General features: G+C 66.1%; 18 protein-coding genes and 1 tRNA gene. 16 read left to right on the plus strand and 3 right to left on the minus strand.

What is annotated here, in order from left to right:
- The first annotated feature begins 7 nt into the window (after positions 1 to 7).
- The 7 genes from ACO07I_RS01215 (at position 8) to ACO07I_RS01245 (ending at position 7,282) form a co-directional block, all read left to right on the plus strand.
- A complete protein-coding gene (locus ACO07I_RS01215) occupies positions 8 to 610 on the plus strand; it encodes a riboflavin synthase (RefSeq protein ID WP_422013521.1) in 603 nt (200 codons plus the stop codon).
- Positions 607 to 1,758 (plus strand): 3,4-dihydroxy-2-butanone-4-phosphate synthase, encoded by a 1,152-nt coding sequence (gene ribB, locus ACO07I_RS01220; protein ID WP_422013523.1) that lies wholly within the window; start codon positions 607 to 609, stop codon positions 1,756 to 1,758. The genes ACO07I_RS01215 and ribB overlap by 4 nt, the downstream gene beginning before the upstream one ends.
- Positions 1,758 to 2,249: a 6,7-dimethyl-8-ribityllumazine synthase gene (locus ACO07I_RS01225; RefSeq protein WP_422018394.1), complete on the plus strand. Its 492-nt coding sequence runs from the start codon at positions 1,758 to 1,760 to the stop codon at positions 2,247 to 2,249. The genes ribB and ACO07I_RS01225 overlap by 1 nt, the downstream gene beginning before the upstream one ends.
- Complete coding sequence (gene nusB, locus ACO07I_RS01230; RefSeq protein WP_422013525.1) at positions 2,246 to 2,716, plus strand: transcription antitermination factor NusB; 471 nt, start codon at positions 2,246 to 2,248, stop codon at positions 2,714 to 2,716. The genes ACO07I_RS01225 and nusB overlap by 4 nt, the downstream gene beginning before the upstream one ends.
- A 6-nt stretch (positions 2,717 to 2,722) precedes the next feature.
- Positions 2,723 to 3,709, plus strand: coding sequence for a thiamine-phosphate kinase (gene thiL, locus ACO07I_RS01235; protein ID WP_422013527.1), 987 nt, complete (start codon positions 2,723 to 2,725; stop codon positions 3,707 to 3,709).
- Between the two features lie 77 nt (positions 3,710 to 3,786).
- Positions 3,787 to 5,019, plus strand: coding sequence for an MFS transporter (locus tag ACO07I_RS01240; RefSeq protein ID WP_422013529.1), 1,233 nt, complete (start codon positions 3,787 to 3,789; stop codon positions 5,017 to 5,019).
- Between the two features lie 157 nt (positions 5,020 to 5,176).
- On the plus strand, positions 5,177 to 7,282 hold the full coding sequence (locus ACO07I_RS01245) for a sodium-translocating pyrophosphatase (protein WP_422013531.1): 2,106 nt from the start codon (positions 5,177 to 5,179) through the stop codon (positions 7,280 to 7,282).
- A 92-nt stretch (positions 7,283 to 7,374) separates the two neighbouring features.
- Here ACO07I_RS01245 and ACO07I_RS01250 read toward each other — a convergent pair whose 3' ends face one another.
- Complete coding sequence (locus ACO07I_RS01250; protein WP_422013533.1) at positions 7,375 to 7,869, minus strand: outer membrane protein assembly factor BamE; 495 nt, start codon at positions 7,867 to 7,869, stop codon at positions 7,375 to 7,377.
- Positions 7,870 to 7,969: 100 nt separating this feature from the next.
- Between ACO07I_RS01250 and ACO07I_RS01255 the strand changes: the two genes are divergently transcribed.
- The 8 genes from ACO07I_RS01255 (at position 7,970) to ACO07I_RS01290 (ending at position 12,962) form a co-directional block, all read left to right on the plus strand.
- Positions 7,970 to 8,464 (plus strand): ubiquinol-cytochrome C chaperone family protein, encoded by a 495-nt coding sequence (locus tag ACO07I_RS01255; protein WP_422013535.1) that lies wholly within the window; start codon positions 7,970 to 7,972, stop codon positions 8,462 to 8,464.
- A gap of 57 nt (positions 8,465 to 8,521) precedes the next feature.
- Entirely contained in the window at positions 8,522 to 9,058 is a 537-nt protein-coding gene (locus ACO07I_RS01260; protein ID WP_422013537.1) for a YceD family protein, read from the plus strand.
- Between the two features lie 128 nt (positions 9,059 to 9,186).
- Positions 9,187 to 9,381 carry a 50S ribosomal protein L32 gene (gene rpmF, locus ACO07I_RS01265; protein WP_422013539.1) on the plus strand — a complete coding sequence of 65 codons (195 nt, stop codon included), beginning with the start codon at positions 9,187 to 9,189 and terminating at the stop codon, positions 9,379 to 9,381.
- A gap of 52 nt (positions 9,382 to 9,433) precedes the next feature.
- The gene (gene plsX, locus ACO07I_RS01270) at positions 9,434 to 10,510 is read left to right on the plus strand and encodes a phosphate acyltransferase PlsX (RefSeq protein WP_422013541.1); all 1,077 of its coding nucleotides are present in this window, start codon (positions 9,434 to 9,436) and stop codon (positions 10,508 to 10,510) included.
- Positions 10,507 to 11,478, plus strand: coding sequence for a beta-ketoacyl-ACP synthase III (locus tag ACO07I_RS01275; protein WP_422013543.1), 972 nt, complete (start codon positions 10,507 to 10,509; stop codon positions 11,476 to 11,478). Before plsX ends, ACO07I_RS01275 begins: the two co-directional genes overlap by 4 nt.
- Positions 11,479 to 11,601: 123 nt before the next feature.
- Positions 11,602 to 11,913: an integration host factor subunit alpha gene (locus tag ACO07I_RS01280; protein ID WP_295136311.1), complete on the plus strand. Its 312-nt coding sequence runs from the start codon at positions 11,602 to 11,604 to the stop codon at positions 11,911 to 11,913.
- 23 nt (positions 11,914 to 11,936) lie between these two features.
- Positions 11,937 to 12,464, plus strand: coding sequence for a MerR family transcriptional regulator (locus tag ACO07I_RS01285; protein WP_422013545.1), 528 nt, complete (start codon positions 11,937 to 11,939; stop codon positions 12,462 to 12,464).
- Between the two features lie 186 nt (positions 12,465 to 12,650).
- Entirely contained in the window at positions 12,651 to 12,962 is a 312-nt protein-coding gene (locus ACO07I_RS01290; protein ID WP_422013547.1) for a hypothetical protein, read from the plus strand.
- Here the strand turns inward: ACO07I_RS01290 and ACO07I_RS01295 are convergent.
- Together ACO07I_RS01295 and ACO07I_RS01300 are read right to left on the minus strand one after the other, a co-directional pair.
- Complete coding sequence (locus tag ACO07I_RS01295; RefSeq protein ID WP_422013549.1) at positions 12,925 to 14,133, minus strand: TCR/Tet family MFS transporter; 1,209 nt, start codon at positions 14,131 to 14,133, stop codon at positions 12,925 to 12,927. The genes ACO07I_RS01290 and ACO07I_RS01295 overlap by 38 nt on opposite strands.
- A 25-nt stretch (positions 14,134 to 14,158) precedes the next feature.
- Positions 14,159 to 14,235: transfer RNA gene (locus tag ACO07I_RS01300), tRNA-Pro, on the minus strand.
- Positions 14,236 to 14,343: 108 nt separating this feature from the next.
- On the opposite strand from ACO07I_RS01300, the gene ACO07I_RS01305 reads away from it, so the two are divergent.
- Positions 14,344 to 15,600 carry an MFS transporter gene (locus ACO07I_RS01305; RefSeq protein WP_422013551.1) on the plus strand — a complete coding sequence of 419 codons (1,257 nt, stop codon included), beginning with the start codon at positions 14,344 to 14,346 and terminating at the stop codon, positions 15,598 to 15,600.
- Position 15,601: the final 1 nt, after the last annotated feature.

The raw sequence follows: 15,601 nt of genomic DNA on the forward strand, positions 1-15,601 counted from the left end.
AGCGGCCATGTTCACAGGCATAGTGTCCGATATCGGCGAGATCGTCTCGGTCGACCCCGGCGGCAAAGAAGGCGACCGACGGTTCGTCATCGCCACGAAGCACGACATGACGCCGATCGCCATCGGCGCCTCGATCGCCTGCTCGGGCTGCTGCCTGACCGTAATCGAGAAGAAGGCTGGCCAGTTCGCCGTCGAGGTCTCGGCCGAGAGTCTCGACAAGACGCATCTGGGGGACTGGACGGTCGGCAGCCGTCTCAACCTCGAATTGTCGCTGAAGCTCGGGGATGAGCTGGGCGGCCATCTCGTCTACGGGCATGTCGACGGCGTGGGCAGTATCCTCTCGATGACGCCGGAAGGCGGCAGCGTGCGCTTCGTCTTCGAGGCGCCGGCAGAGGTGGCGCGCTTCGTTGCGGCGAAGGGCTCCATCGCGATCGACGGCATCTCGCTCACGGTCAATGAAGTGGACGGCAATCGCTTCGGGGTGAACGTGATTTCACACACGCAGGCGGTCACCACGCTGGGGCGGGCCCGGGTCGGCCAGAGGGTCAACCTTGAGGTGGATATGCTCGCGCGCTACGTTGCGCGACTGTTGGAGCATCAGAAAACATGAGTGCGCTCGAAAAGGACGCTTGGCGGATCACCTTCAGCGAAGTGAAGGCCGCCGCCGAGGACATCATCGAGGAGGCCCGCAAGGGCCGGATGTTCATCCTCGTCGACGACGAGGATCGTGAGAACGAGGGCGATCTCGTGATCCCGGCCCAATGGGCAACGGCCGAGGCCATCAACTTCATGGCACGGCATGCGCGCGGCCTGATCTGCCTGGCGCTGACGCGCGAACGCGTCGAGCAGCTCGGCCTCCCGTTGATGTCGCAGAACAACCGCACCCGTCACTCCACGGCCTTCACCGTCTCGATCGAGGCGCGCGAGGGCGTGACGACCGGAATCTCGGCCGCCGACCGCGCCCGTACCGTCTCTGTGGCGATCGACCCGTCGTGCGGGCCGCAGGACATCGTGACGCCCGGGCATGTCTTCCCGCTGGTTGCGCGCGATGGCGGCACGCTGGAGCGCACCGGTCACACCGAGGCCGCGGTCGATATCGCGCGTCTGGCGGGCCTAAACCCGGCGGGCGTGATCTGCGAGATCATGAACGACGACGGCACGATGGCCCGTCGCAACGACCTCATCACCTTCGCGCAGCGCCATGCGCTGAAGATCGGCACGATCGCCGATCTGATCGCCTATCGCCGCCGCTACGACTCGATCGTCAAGCGCATCAGCGAGACCACGCTGGACAGCACATGGGGCGGCGACTTCCGCTGCGTCGTCTACGTGAACAAGGTGACGATGGCGCAGCACGTCGCCCTGGTGAAGGGCGATCCCGCCGCCGGCGGGCCCGTCATGGTGCGCATGCATGCAGTCAATCTGTTCACCGACACGCTCGGGCAGCGCAGCGGCGGCCGGGGCGGCGAGATCGAGGCCTCGATGCGCGAGATCGCCAAGGAAGGGCGCGGCGTCATCGTTCTGATCCGCGAGCCGCTCACCGTCGTCCTCGCCGAGCAGCGCCGCCGCGCCGGCGAGCCGATCGAACCGGCGGGACAGGAGCTGCGCGACTATGGCGTCGGCGCCCAGATGCTGATCGATCTCGGCGTGAAGGAAATGGTGCTGCTCAGCAATTCGCAGAAGAGCGTCGTCGCCCTTGAGGGCTTCGGCCTGACGATCGTCGCCCAGAAGCCGGTTCCCGGCCGCGCAAAGGTCTGATCATGTCGACACGGACGGAAAATCCGACCGCCCGGCCGGCGGTCGCGGGCGTCAAGGGTGCGCGCATCCTGATCGTGGAGTCGCGCTATTACGCCGACATCGCCGATGCCCTGATCGAGGGCGCCGAACGAGAGATTGCGAAGAACGGCGCGAAGGCTGAGCGGGTGGTCGTGCCGGGTGCCTTCGAGATCCCGGGCGCGATCGCGCTGGCAGCGGCCAAGAAGGGCAAGCCCTACGACGGGTACGTGGCGCTGGGCTGCGTGATCCGGGGCGAGACCACGCACTACGACTATGTCTGCGGGGAGAGCGCGCGCGGGCTGATGGACCTCGCGGTCCAGAAGAAGCTCGCCATCGGCTACGGGATCGTCACGGTCGAGAACGTCGAGCAGGCGCGCGCCCGCGCCTATACCGACCGCGGCGACAAGGGCGGCGATGCGGCCCTCGCGTGCCTCGCCATGGTGGCACTCGGCCGTCGCTGGAAGAAATCGTGAGCGACGCCAAGCCGGCCGGCCCCAGCCGTCGCCAGGCCGCACGGCTGTCGGCGGTGCAGGCCCTCTACCAGTGGCAGGAAGGGCAGGACGCGCCGGCCGAGATCGTCGAGCAGTTCCTGAAGGTCCGCACCGGCGAAGCCGGCGAAGGCGGCATGCGCCGCGATGCCGACAAGCCGCTGTTCAAGGACGTCGTCGAGGGCACCGCGAGCAAGCGCGACGAACTGGAGGCGCTCGTGTCGGCGTCGCTGGCGGAGGACTGGACCTGGGCGCGCGTGGACCGCCTGGTGCGGGCCATTCTGCTCGCCGGCGCCTACGAACTCGCGCATCGTCCCGACGTGCCACTGCGCGTCGTCATCAACGAGTATGTCGAAATCGCCCACGCCTTTTACGACAAGGGCGAGCCGAGCTTCATCAACTCCGTTCTCGACCGCGTGGCGCGCCAGGCCCGGCCGTCCGACCGGAAGTAGAAGCCTATGGCGCGAGCGGCGCGGGTCGGCGAGTTCGAACTGATCGCCCGCTACTTCGCGCCGCTCGCCCGTGACTTCGAGGGGGCGGGCGGTCTCCAGAGCGACAATGCCTTCCTGCCGGCGGACGCGCGGCATGATCTTGTGGTCAAGACCGACACGATCGTGGCCGGGGTCCATTTCCTGACCGACGACCGGCCCGGGCGCGTTGCCGCCAAGGCACTCCGGGTCTGCCTCTCCGATCTGGCGGCCGGCGGCGCGACGCCCTTTGTCTATCAGCTCTCGCTCGCCTTGCCGTCGAGCTGGGAGGATGCCTGGGTTGCGGACTTCGCCAAGGGCCTGGCTGCCGACCAGCGTCGCTTCGGCATCGTCCTCTGTGGTGGCGACACGGTCGTCACGCCCGGGCCTCTCACGATCACCATCACCGCCTTCGGCCGCGTGGCCCGCGGCAAGGGCGTGACTCGCGCAGGGGCGCGGGCAGGAGACGAACTCTGGGTGAGCGGCACGATCGGCGATGGGGCGCTCGGTCTGCTCGCGGCCCGGGGTGGCCTGCCGGCGCTGACGGCGAGGCAGCGTGCGCATCTCGAGGATCGCTATCGCCGGCCCCAGCCGCGCAGTTCGCTGGGACCGTTGCTGCCAGGCATCGCCAGCGCGATGGCCGACGTTTCCGACGGGCTGCTGGCCGATGCCGGCCACATTGCCGACGCGTCCCGACTGTCCGTGAGCGTGGAGCGCGGCGATGTACCGCTCTCCCCCGCTGCGCGCGCGGCGCTGGCCGCGAACCCGCGCCTGTGGGCGAATGTGCTGGGGGGCGGGGACGATTACGAACTCGTGATGGCTGTGCCCGCGCGCCGCGGGCCGGCGCTGCAGGCGGCGGCTCGCACGGCAGGCCTCCGGATCACGCGTATCGGGCGCTTTGCCCGCGGCAGCGGCGTCACGGTGACGGCCGGCGGGAAAGTCCTCGAAGCCCCGCGCAAGGGATACGTTCACTTCTAGTGAATTCCACCATCTCATAGCTGCACTGCGCGGCGCACCATGGCGCGGGCAGGGCGGCCGACTAGAGTGCCCGCCCAATGGACGGATCATCGAAGGTGCAGGAAATGCCCGCGGCCTCGGACGGGCGCATGCCGCGCCGCTCGATGCGAAACATCGCCCTGCTGGGTATCTGCCAGGCGCTGACGCAGAGCAGCAACACGCTCATGTTCGCTTCCTCGGCGCTGGCGGTTCTCACCATCGTGTCGCCCGACATGCGCATGTGGGCCAATCTGCCGGTCACCATGCAGCATCTGGGCGTCATGCTGTCGGTGTTCCCGGCGTCGCTGCTGATGATGCGGCGCGGCCGCAAGTTCGGTTTCCGCAGCGGTTCCGTAATGGGAATGATCGGCTCGTCGCTGGCCGCCATCGGGCTTGGTCTCGGCAGCTTTCCGGTGATGTGCCTGGGCGGCCTGTTCCTGGGCTACGGCATCGCCAACATGCAGCTCTACCGGTTCGCCGCCGTCGAGCTGGCGCCGGCGCCACATCGTGCGCAAGCGATCTCCTATGTGACGGCGGGTGGGGTGCTTGCCGGCATCCTCGGTCCAAGTCTCGCGCGCTTCACCCCTGACCTCTGGCAGCCGCTGTTCCAGGCGAGTTTCGTCGCCGTCGTCTTCATCCATGTCCTCGTCTTCATCGTCCTGGGCTTCATCGAGTTTCCCCAGGTCAGGGTGGAGGACTCCTCGGGGCCGCAACGCCCGCTCTCGCAGATCGTGACCCAGCCGACCTACATGGTCGCCTGCGCCGGGGCGATGATCGCTTTTGGCGTGATGTCCTTCGTGATGGCAGCCTCGCCGCTGGCGATCGTGCAGTGCGGTCTCAAGGCGACCGAGGCTCCGGTGACGATCTTCGTCCACGTCATGGGCATGTTCATTCCGTCCTTCTTCACCGGCCACCTGATCGCGCGCTTCGGGGTCTTCAACGTCATGATCGCCGGCATCGTGCTGCTCGTGGCCGGCGTGATCGTCGCGTTGATGGGCATCACCGAATGGCACTTCCGCGGGGCTCTCACGCTGAACGGCGTGGGCTGGAATTTCCTGTTCGTCGGCGCGACGACTTTGCTGACCACGACCTACCGGCCGGCCGAGCGCGGCAAGGCCCAGGCGTTCAACGACTTCATGGTGTTCGGCGTCACGACCGTGGCCAGCCTGATGGCAAGCGTCGTGCTCGAACTCAAGGGCTGGGCTGCCCTGAACTACGTGGCGCTCGTTCTGGTCCTGATCGCCTTGCTCGTCATTGGTGTTTACCGCCTGCGGAATCCGTCACGCGCCTGAAGCCAAGCCCTTGAGGCAACGTGACTTTTCCGCGTCCGCGGTTGCGCGCCCACGGGCCATCTGTCATTTTTCCAGATACCTCGCGCCCGGGGGGAGTTCGCGTACTTCAGGTCGCGATGTGCTTGAAGCAGACGAAAAAACAATGGGTTAGGGAAACATGTCCACGGTTCTTTGGGGCGTCATCGGCTGCGGCTTGATTGCCGTGCTGTATGGCGTCGTTACCGCGTCACGGGTCATGGCGGCCGATGCCGGCACGCCACGCATGCAGGAAATTGCACAAGCTATCCAGGAGGGGGCGGCTGCCTACCTGCGCCGCCAGTACACCACCATCGGAATCGTGGGCATCGTCGTCCTCGTCGTTCTGGCGGCCCTGCTCGGCAAGTTCGCCGCCATCGGCTTCCTGATCGGCGCTGTCCTCTCAGGCGCGACCGGCTTCATCGGCATGAACGTGTCGGTCCGCGCCAACGTTCGCACAGCCGTTGCAGCCCAGAAGAGCCTGGCCTCGGGTCTCGATCTTGCCTTCAAGGCGGGGGCGGTGACCGGCATGCTGGTCGCGGGCCTCGCCCTGATTGGCGTCGGCGGCTACTACGCCGTGCTCCTCAACATGGGCATTCCCGGCGGCAGCCGCGACATGATCGATGCACTCGTCTCGCTCGGCTTCGGCGCCTCGCTGATCTCGATCTTCGCCCGCCTTGGCGGCGGCATCTTCACCAAGGGCGCGGATGTTGGCGGCGACATGGTCGGCAAGGTCGAAGCGGGCATCCCGGAGGATGACCCCCGTAACCCGGCGACGATCGCCGACAACGTGGGCGACAATGTCGGCGACTGCGCCGGCATGGCGGCCGACCTGTTCGAGACCTATGCGGTGACGACCGTCGCCACGATGGTCCTGGCCTCGATCTTCTTCGCGGCCGATCCGGTGCTGGTGGGCAAGCTGATGGCCTATCCGCTGGTCATTGGCGGCGCCTGCATCATCACCTCGATCATCGGCACCTACTTCGTCCGTCTCGGTTCGGACGGCAACATCATGTGGGCGATGTACAAGGGCGTGATCGCGGCGGCCGTTCTGTCGATCCCCGCCATCTACTTCGCCACCGACCGGTTGGTCGGCATGGACACGGTGTTGACGGTGGGAAGCCGTTCGTTCACCGGCATGTCGCTGTTCTGGTGCTCGCTGGTCGGCCTCGCCATTACCGGCCTGATCGTCTGGGTCACCGAGTACTATACCGGCACCGACTATCGCCCCGTGAAGGCCGTGGCGCAGGCCTCTGTCACCGGCCACGGCACCAACGTCATCGCCGGCCTCGCGATGTCGATGGAGGCCACGGCGGCCCCGGCGCTGCTGATCTGCGCAGGCATCGTCACGTGCTACATCCTCGCGGGCCTGTTCGGCATCGCCATCGCCACGACCGCCATGCTGGCGCTCGCGGGAATGATCGTTGCCCTCGATGCCTACGGCCCGGTCACCGACAATGCCGGCGGCATTGCCGAAATGGCTGGCCTGCCGAAGGAAGTGCGCAAGAACACCGACGCGCTCGACGCGGTCGGCAACACCACCAAGGCGGTCACCAAGGGCTACGCCATCGCCTCTGCCGGTCTCGGCGCGCTGGTGCTGTTCGCTGCCTACACCTCGGACCTCGACTACTTCATCGCCGCGGGCAAGCTGGGCGTGACGGCGGTCGATTTCTCGCTGAAGAACCCGTACGTGGTCGTCGGTCTACTCGTCGGTGGCCTGCTGCCGTATCTGTTCGGCGGTATGTCGATGCTGGCCGTCGGCCGAGCCGCGCAGGCGGTGGTCGAGGAAGTGCGACGCCAGTTCAAGGAGAAGCCCGGCATCATGGCGGGCACGGACCGGCCGGATTACGGTCGCGCCGTCGACATGCTCACCAAGGCGGCGATCAAGGAGATGATGATCCCATCGCTGCTGCCGGTGCTGTCACCGGTCGTCCTCTTCTTCGTGATCTCGTGGATCGCGGGCCGCTCCGATGCCTTCGCGGCGGTTGGCGCCATGCTCCTCGGCGTGATCGTCACCGGCATCTTCGTCGCCATCTCCATGACGGCGGGCGGCGGTGCCTGGGACAACGCCAAGAAGTACATCGAGGAAGGCCATTTCGGCGGCAAGGGATCCGACGCCCACAAGGCGGCGGTGACTGGCGACACTGTCGGCGACCCGTACAAGGACACGGCCGGTCCGGCCGTGAACCCGATGATCAAGATCACGAACATCGTGGCGCTGCTGCTCCTGGCCGTCCTGGCGCACTGAGCGGACTGCGAACCCAAAATGGAAAAGCCCCGGTCGAAGGACCGGGGCTTTTTCTTTGAGGCTCGGTCCGGATGCCGAGGGACGCGTTGGCGTTAGATGCCACCGCCGCTGGTGGGCGCACCGGGGTTGGTGGCCTGGCCCTTCGGACCGCTGAAGCGACCGACGTTGCCCAGCACCTGTTCGAGGATCGTGAGTTCCTTGCCCGAGGTCGGTGTGATGCGGGACACCATCTGGATGTTCTGGGCGTCCTTGAGATCGTAATTCTTTATGCCTTCGAGGCGGCCGGATTCGTTGAACGTGATCTGGATCACCCGCTGGGAGCTGATCTTGGGCTTGGTGTAGGCCCAATACTCCTGGGTTTCGCTGATGTAGTACCAGACGTTCGGATTGAACGTCGCCACGGCAGAGGGCGATCCGATCAGGCGGACCACGTCCTCGCGGCTCTGGGCGCCGACTTCGAGTTTTTCGACCGAACCGGGCGTCGCGGCGAAGCCACGCAGGTCGACGGTATTCTCGCAGCCGCCGAGGGTGACGACTGCCGAGACGGCGAGGACGCTGGCAAGGGCGAGCGGGGCGGTGCGACGCATGGACTGCTTCTTGGCTTTGGGGGAAGAGGGACCGCAAGATGTCGTGATGGAGGCCCCCGGTCAACCGCTGGGCCGCCGAGAATTGGGGAGGAGGCCGGTCGTGTTCCGTCGCCGCAAGCCAGAGGACGATTTCGCCATGGCGGTCTATCGCCGGGTGGCCGAGCAGGCGCGCGCGCCCCAGCTCTTCGAGACCTGCGGTATTCCCGACACCCTTGACGGCCGCTTCGATGCGCTGGCGCTCCATGCGGCGCTCATGATCGATCGGCTGCGCCGCGAACCCGATGGGGAGGTTCTTGCGCAGGCCTTTTTCGACGCCATGTTCAGGCATCTCGACCTGACCCTGCGTGAAATCGGCATCCAGGACCTGGGTGTCGGGCGGCGTATCAAGATAATGGCCGAGGGCCTCCATGGGCGCGCCCTGGCCTATCGTGAGGCTCTGAACGGTGGGTCGACCCCGCTCGCGGAGGTGTTGCGCCGCAATGCCTATGGCGGTAGGTCGCCTGAGGACGCCGACATGATTGCGCTACTGGAAGCGCATGTTAGGACCTATGCCCTCACGCTGGAGGCGACGGCCCGCAACGATTTGATAAAGTGAATTAAGAATATGACACAAGGCATTGATAAGAATTACAAATCCGAGATTGAAAGGGTCGTGGATCTCGAGAAGCTCGGGAACAACGGCACCGCGCTGGAAGTCGCGACGTCGGAAAGCGAACGGGCGGCGTTGGCCAAGCGGTTCGGGTTTCTCGGCCTACCGGACTTTTCGGCACGGGTCTCCGTGGACCGGAAACCCGGCGGGCAAATCATCGTCGAGGGGCGCCTTAAGGGGCGCATCGTTCAGGCGTGCATCCTCAGCCTCGATCCCGTGACGCAGGAACTGGACGATTCCTTCCGTCTGATCTTCGCCGAGAATGTGACAGAAGACCGCGACCCCGAGAGCGGAGAGGCACTCCTCAATGCGCAGGGGGATGCGCCCGAGCCGCTGGAGAGCAACATGCTGGATGTCGGCGAAATCGTCGCCGAGCAACTGTCGCTGACGGCGGATCCCTATCCGCGACGGCCCGGGATCAAGCTCGAAGACGTCCTGCCGAAGCCGAAAGGCGGCGCGCGGCGCTCTGCGCCCGAACAGCGTCGGCATCCGTTCGCCGGTCTGGCGGCGCTGAAGGACAAGCCGCGTCGCGGCCGGTAATATGTTGCGGCGGTGAGACGATTTGGCTAGAGAAGGCCGCCCGCCGCGCCTATAGAGCGCGGCTGCAGCATTTCTGGGGGCATGCCCTGCCTGGATAGGCGGGAGCGGCCCTCGCTCTGGAGATCGTCATGGCAGTTCCCAAGAAAAAGGTTTCGAAGTCCCGTCGCAACATGCGTCGCTCGCACCACGCGCTGCCGACCATGGCGTATATGGAGTGCAAGAACTGTGGCGAGCTGAAGCGCCCGCACATGGTTTGCTCGCATTGCGGCTACTACCGCGAGGACATGCCGGTCCTGGCCGACGCCGCGTCGGCCGAGAAGTAGTCAGAAGCACGCCGCCGGCAATGCGCTGGCAGTCGACAGGCGGAGCGTGACGGTGGGTGCGAACAAAATCGTACTCGCCCTCGACGGCATGGGTGGCGATCACGCCCCCGACGTCATCGTGAACGGCGCGGACATTGCCCGCGAGCGCTATCCCGGAACGTCCTTTCTCCTGTTCGGCGACGAAGCGCGCCTGAAGGCGCTCGTCGACAAGCGCAAAGGTCTCGCGCAGGTGCTCGAGATCGTGCCGTCGGAAGACGCGGTGAGGGGCGACGACAAGCCGTCGTTCGCGCTGCGCCGCCGCCGCAAGTCGAGCATGTGGATGGCGGTCGAAGCCGCCGCCCAGGGCCGCGCCGACACGATCGTCTCGGCCGGCAACACTGGCGCGTTGCTCGCCATCTCGATGTTCGCCATGCGCATGCTCGAGGGCGCCGACCGCCCCGCACTGGCTTCCTTCATGCCGACCTCGCGCGGCGAGACGGTGATGCTGGATCTCGGTGCCAATCTCGAATGCGACGCCGACAATCTCGCGCAGTTCGCCGTGATGGGCAGCGTGTTCGCTCAGGCGCTGCTCGGCCTCGATTCGCCGAAGGTCGGCCTGCTGAACGTCGGCTCGGAGGAACTCAAGGGCCATGAGGAACTTCGCCAGGCGGCAGCGCTGCTGCGCCGACCGGGCTCGCCCGTAAACTTCCACGGCTTCGTCGAAGGCAATGACATCGGCGCCGGCGTGACCGACGTCGTGGTCACCGACGGCTTCACCGGCAACGTCGCTCTGAAGGCGATCGAGGGCACCGCAAAGCTTACGTTCCAGTTCGTCGGCGACGCCTTCCGGACCTCGACCTTTGCCAAGATCGGCTATCTCTTCGCGTCCGGGGCCTGGAAGAAGCTGCGCAAGCGGGTCGATCCGCGCCGCTACAATGGCGGCGTTTTCCTCGGCCTCGACGGCGTCTGCGTGAAGAGCCACGGCGGCACGGACGCGCTGGGCTTCGCCTATGCGATCGGCGTGGCGGTTGACCTCGTCCGCTACGAATACAGGAACAAGCTTGTCGAGGGGCTGGCCCGGCTGCGCGAGATCAGTGCGACCGACGAGACGCCTGCCTCAACGCTGCAGGCTACCGGAGGAACTGCGTGATTCGTTCTGTCGTCCAAGGCTGCGGTTCGTATCTTCCCGAGCGTATCGTCACCAACGAAGAACTGGCGAAGACGGTCGAGACCACCGACGAGTGGATCCGCCAGCGCACCGGCATCTGCCAGCGCCACATCGCGGCGGAGGGCGAGTTCACCTCCCATCTGGCGATCAAGGCATCGCAGCGGGCGCTCGACCATGCCGGGATCAAGGCGTCGGAGCTCGACCTGATCGTGCTGGCGACGGCGACGCCCGACCAGACCTTTCCCGCCACGGCCACACGTGTGCAGGCCGCCCTCGGCATGTCCAAGGGCGCGGCGTTCGACGTCCAGGCGGTGTGCGCGGGCTTCGTCTACGGCGTCTCGGTCGCCGACAGCCTCATCAAGAACGGCCTTGCCTCGACCGCCCTGGTGATCGGCGCGGAGACCTTCTCGCGCATCCTCGACTGGGACGATCGCGGCACCTGTGTGCTGTTCGGCGACGGCGCCGGGGCGATCGTGCTCAAGGGCGAGCAAGGGGCGGGTACCCCGGCCGACCGCGGCATCCTCGCCAACGCGTTGCATTCCGATGGTCGCCATCACGACATCCTCTATGTCGACGGCGGCCCGTCTTCGACCCGGACCACCGGCTTCCTTCGCATGGAAGGCAAGGAGGTTTTCAAACATGCCGTCGTCAACATGGCCGCGGTCGTGGGCGAGGTGCTGGAGAAGGCAGGGCTCGAGCCCAAGGACATCGACTGGCTGGTCCCGCATCAGGCCAACAAGCGCATCATCGATGGCACTGGCCGCAAGCTCGGCCTGCCGCCGGAGCGTGTCGTGATGACGGTCGACAAACATGCCAACACGTCCGCCGCGTCGATCCCGCTGGCGCTCGACGTCGCGGTCAAGGACGGGCGCATCAAGAAGGGCGATCTGCTGCTGCTCGAGGGGATCGGCGGCGGCCTGTCCTGGGGCGCGAGCCTCGTTCGCTGGTAAAGCGAGAATAAACGCCAACGGAACGTGAACAGGCGGCGATTCAAGTCCAGCCGCTATCCCACTGATATTGACCGCTTTCCCACCTTAGAGTAAGGATTAAGTGGGGGAAGAAGAGGTACCGGAGTGGACGGCCGGACTATTACGCGCGCCGATCTGAGCGAGTCAGTGTTCCAAGAGGTGGGACTGTCTCGCAATGAATCCAGCGATCTCGTGGAGACGATACTCTCCGAGGTTGTGGAAGCGTTGGCGCGCGGCGAATCGGTGAAGATCTCCTCGTTCGGGAGTTTCACGGTTCGCGACAAGGGGCAGCGTGTCGGCCGCAACCCGAAGACCGGGCAGGAAGTTCCCATCCTGCCGCGGCGGGTCCTCGTCTTTCGAGCGTCGAATGTCCTGAAAACACTGATCAACGGGGCGCCCGGCGAGAACAAGGGGTAGTTGGGAACACGAGGGGATCAGGGATGGCCGTTTCGGTTCAGACCGTCGAAAGACGGGTCGAGAAGTCGGCGCAGGCGTTTCGAACGATCAGCGAGGTCGCGACCGAGCTCGATGTACCGCAGCACGTGCTGCGGTTCTGGGAGAGCAAGTTCTCCCAGGTACGGCCGCTGAAGCGGGGCGGGGGCCGTCGCTACTACAGGCCGGAAGACATCGATCTACTGCGCCGCATCCGCGCGCTGCTCTACGAAGACGGTTACACGATCAAGGGCGTACAGCGCCTCCTGAAGGAGGGCCGCGGCCGTTTGCCGGCCCAGCGCCTCGACCTTGCGGCCGAGAGTGCCCTGGAGAGCCTGCGCATCGTGTCGGCACGGGCCGAGGCGATGGCGGGTGGTACGCGCCAGCCGCTGCCGCGCACCGGTCCGCAGCCGTCCACCACGACTCCTCGCGCGGCGGTCCTCGACCTCCACAAGAGGCGTGAGATCGAGTCGGTGCTGGAAGACCTCGAGCAGGCGCTGACGCAGCTGCGCACCACGCTTAAGACGCAGAACTAGGGCCTTCAGGCCTGGAGCACCGCCGGGGGGCGGCGCTCTAGGGCTTGCAGGTACGGCGTCCAAAGGCCACCAGATCGGGTGGTCTTTGTAAGAAAGTGTATCAAGTCTCTGATTTTATTTGGTTTTTCGCCGGGTGGGCGTATCGTGCCCGGTGAGGGGCCTTCAACGGAATCGTCAAAGGGGGACGTGACCGTGCTTGTTAACCGCGATTTCGCGCGCCATCACGCGCGCTCATTCGAGTTAAATTCATTTAATGACAATGGGTTGGAGGCAGATCTTCCAACCATAAGCGAGCTGCTTTACCTGCGGCGCGGCTTGACCCAGCCGGGCGGCAAGCTGCCGCTGTTCGATCTTGACGGACAGGAGGTCAATCTTTCCGTTGTCAATAAATGCCTGAATGCGGGCTGGGCTCAGCCTTGGTTCAAGAATCCGCTGAAGCCGGACTGGCTCGTCTGCAAGCTCACCGAGCTGGGGCGGCAGGTCGCGTCCGCGCCGTAACGAACCATGTGACGACGGCTGCTGCGGCCAGCAGCCCACTGGCCAAAAGGAATGCGGTCCCGGGTACGGTGTCGATTGTCCACGCGAACAGGACGGCAAACACGCCGGGCGCGATCAGGCCAGCGATGCTGCGTGACGCCGAGGCGGCGCCCTGAAGCTGACCCTGCTCGGATCCGCCGACACGGCGGGTCATCATGTCCTGCAGGGCCGGACCGGCGACGCCCCAAAAGGCCATCACCGGCACGCCGGCCCAGAACCAGGGCCCTGTCGCGGCAAGCCCATAGATCGACATGCCGGATGCGCCGGCAACCAATCCGGCAATGACGGCCCGCGGGGCGCCGATGCGCCTCACGATCGGTCCGATCAGAAATCCCTGCACGATGGCGGTGCAAATGCCCACGAAGGCGAGCGTCAGGCCGACCGTCGTCTCGCCCCAGCCATAGCGATACCCGGCGTACAGGACGAACACGGCCGGCAGGACCTGATGGGCGAAGTTTCCGAGGAAATCGACCGATGCGAGGCCGAGCAACTGGCGCTGCGAGGCCAGTAGCTTCAGCGATCCGACCGGATTGGCGCGTTTCCACGAAAAGGCCATGCGTTTTTCCGGCGGCAACGATTCGGGGAGCACGAACCACCCGAAGGCCGCATTGGCGAGACAGGCGGCGGCCGAGACCCAGAACGGCAGGCGTGGATCGAGACCGCCCAGCAGGCCGCCGATCGCGGGACCGACCACGAAGCCCAGCCCGAAGGCCATGCCGACCAGGCCGAAAGCCCTGGCCCGTTCCTCGGGCTTGGTCACGTCGGTGATGTAGGCGAAGGCGGTTCCGATCGTGGCCGAGGTGATGCCCGAGACCACGCGGCCGACGAACAGCAGCAGGAGCGAGGGCGCCAGCGCCATGAAAATATAGTCGAGGCCGAGCCCCAGGCAGGAGATCAGGATGACCGGCCGGCGGCCGAAGCGGTCCGACAGGGCGCCGAGCAGGGGCGAGCAAAAGAACTGCATCAACGCCCAGACCGTCGCGAACAGGCCGAACATCTCGGCCGCGCCGGCGGTGTCGCCGTCCATGAACCCCAGCACGATCTTCGGCAGTACCGGGATCATGACCCCGAGCGCCAGCACATCGAGCGCCACCGTGCAGAAAATGAAGGCGAGCGCCCGGCGCGTGTTCATGACGACATATGGCAGGGGAATTAATTGGTCGGGGCGACAGGATTTGAACCTGCGACCCCCAGTCCCCCAGACTGATGCGCTACCAGGCTGCGCTACGCCCCGACCGGTGCCGCCGGCCGGTAGGCCCGCGGCACGGGGGCTTTAGCGCGAATGGCAGCATTGCCGCAAGCTGCGCTTGCGGCGAAGTGGGCAAGAAACGATACAGGCAGCATGATCGATCCTGGCCGGCGCGTCCTGCTCTTCTCCTCCATCGGCCACGCGCTGATGCATATGATGACGGCGTTCTACGCCGTGATCGTCCTCACCCTGGCGGTGTCCTGGAACCTGCCGGCCGAGGATCTGCTGCGTCTCTATGCGCCGGCCACGATCCTGCTGGGCGTGGTGTCTCTGCCGGTCGGCTGGGCGTCGGACCGGTTCGGCGCGCCCGCCATGATGGTCGTGATGTTCCTCGGCCTCGGCCTGTCGTCGATCGCCTGCGGTCTCGTGCCGACCGGCGACACGCTGGGGCTGTCGCTGGCCCTCTGCGGCATTGGCGCCTTCGGTGCCTTCTACCATTCGGTCGGTATCGGCTGGGTGATCCGCACGGCCAGGGAGCAGGGCCATGCCATGGGCGTCAACGGCCTCTGGGGGAGTGCCGGCCTCGCGCTCTATGGCATCGTTCCCGGGGTGCTGATCACGCTAGCCTCCTGGCGCGCCGCGTTCATCGTTCCGGGCATCGTCTGCCTGGTCGTCGGTGTCGTCCTCTGGATCCAGATCCGCCAGGGCAAGGTCGGCGACCGGCCGATGCCGCAGGCCAAGGGGACTCAGGTCGGCCGCCGCGACTTCTGGCGGGTCTTCTCGGTGCTCTCCGTCACCATGGCGCTGGAAGGAGTCATCTGGCAGGCGCTGATGTTCGGGGCGGCGATGGTCTTCGAAGTGAAGCTCGCGCCCGAGATCTCGGCGTTGCGCGATGGGCTCGCTTCCTGGGGCGTCGCGACCCAGATCGTGCTGTGGGTCGGCCTCGCCACCTCGATGATCTACGTCGTTTCGGGCGTGGCGCAGTATGCGATGGGCCGGCGCATCATCGACCGCTATCCCCTGAAGGCGACCTATGTCGTGGCCTCGGCCCTGCAGGTCGTTGCAATGCTGGCCCTGGCAATGGGCAACGGCTACGTGGCGCTGTTGGGGGCCATCGGCTCGGCGGTGCTGAGCGCCGCAGCGGGCCCGATCGAGAACATCCTGATCGCCCGCTACACGCCCACCCGCTATCACGGGCTGGGCTTCGGCGCGAAATTCGTCGTGGCTTTCGGGGCGGGGCCGATCGCGATCCTGTTGATCGCTTGGGTGCGCGAGACCACCGGGAGTCTCGAGCTGCTGTTCCTTGGCCTCGCCGCCACCTCGGTCGTGATCACCCTGGTGGCGCTGCTGTTGCCCGGCAGCGAACGTGATGCCTCGCTGCCGGCGCCGCAGGTCGCGCCCGCGGAGTAGC

Source organism: Reyranella sp., from assembly GCF_965227665.1.
In the GTDB taxonomy this organism is placed as follows: domain Bacteria; phylum Pseudomonadota; class Alphaproteobacteria; order Reyranellales; family Reyranellaceae; genus Reyranella.